The organism is Terrisporobacter petrolearius (assembly GCF_020748185.1).
Classification (GTDB): domain Bacteria; phylum Bacillota; class Clostridia; order Peptostreptococcales; family Peptostreptococcaceae; genus Terrisporobacter; species Terrisporobacter petrolearius.
The window spans coordinates 1-1464 of record NZ_JAHZMO010000094.1 but is presented as its reverse complement, the minus strand read 5'-3'; the positions used below and the strand labels follow the sequence as shown (position 1 = coordinate 1464).

1 protein-coding gene is annotated in these 1464 nt (G+C 27.9%); it reads left to right on the top strand.

The features are described 5' to 3' along the window. The first annotated feature begins 96 nt into the window (after positions 1 to 96). Positions 97 to 1422, top strand: a complete 1326-nt coding sequence (locus K0040_RS19770) for an IS3 family transposase (RefSeq protein WP_228110406.1) — start codon at positions 97 to 99, stop codon at positions 1420 to 1422. Positions 1423 to 1464 lie beyond the last annotated feature (42 nt).

Sequence of the window (1464 nt, the reverse complement as noted above, 5' to 3'; positions counted from 1 at the left end):
TAAAGTGGACCCTATACAGTAGACGCTAGAAAAAGAGTGTTTACTTGTATAGGGTTTATTTTTATGTAAAAATAGGTATAGAGGAGTTGAATAATTATGAGCAAAAAAATATTTTCTAATAAAGAAATTAAAGAATTATCTATAAATAAATATGTGAAAAATGTTACTAAAAAGGGAATTACATATACTAACGAATTTAAACTACTTTTTATTGCAGAGTATGAAATGGGAAAAACATCTAGACAAATCTTTGAAGATTTTGGATTTGATGTAGATATTATAGGTATTAAGCGTGTTCAAAGTGCTAGCTTAAGATGGCGAAAATCATATAAAGATAAAGGTGTATTAGGTTTAGAAGATACAAGAACATTAAAATCAGGTAGAACACTTAATCGTGAACTAACTATGGACGAAATTTTAGCTAAAAAGGATGCTGAAATTGAGTACCTAAAAGCGGAGCTTGAACTTGTAAAAAAGCTAGAAGCAAGCGAAAGGCAGGTGAAAAATAGCAAATTACAATCATCAAAGATATTTGAATTGATACATAGTTTGATTTCTAAATTTAACTTAATTAGAATGGTGAGACATTTGTGTAAAATATCAAATGTTTCTACTTCGGGGTATTATAGATTTTTGAAATCAAAAGACCTTAGAAATGCAAAGGAAATTAAAGATATTAAAACAAGAGATATTATTCTAAAAGGATTTGATCATCGTGGATACAAGAAAGGTTCTAGGTCTATAAAAATGACACTTGAAAATGAATTTAATATAAAAATGAACAGAAAGAAAATTCAAAGAATAATGAGAAAGTATAGTATTATTTGCCCTATCCGTAAAGCTAATTCATCTAAACGTATAGCTAAAGCTACGCAAGAACACAGTGTTGTTCCTAATATATTAAATAGAGAATTCAAACAAGATATTCCAGGAAAAGTACTATTAACAGATATTACATATATGCCTTACGGCAATAATAAAATAGCTTATTTATCAACTATAAAAGATTCCTCTACTAATGAAATATTAGCATATTATTTATCAAATAGTTTAGCAATGGAGCTTGTTACAAAAACTATTGATAATTTAACGAGCATAAAATCATTTAAACTACATAAAGATGTATTTATTCACTCAGATCAAGGTTCTCATTATACAAGTCCAATATTTCAAAAACTTCTTAAAAATCATAATATTGGTCAATCTATGTCAAGAAAAGGAAATTGTTGGGACAATGCTCCGCAGGAATCTTTCTTTGGACATATGAAAGATGAAATTGATTATAGAAATTGTAATACATTAGATGAATTACAATTTTTGGTGGATAATTATATGTATTACTACAATAATTATAGATATCAGTGGAATTTGAAAAAGCTGACTCCTATTCAATATAGAAATCAGCTTTTAATGGCGGCTTAGCCACTCTTTTTTTCTAGTGTCCTTGACAAAGGGTCCACTTTA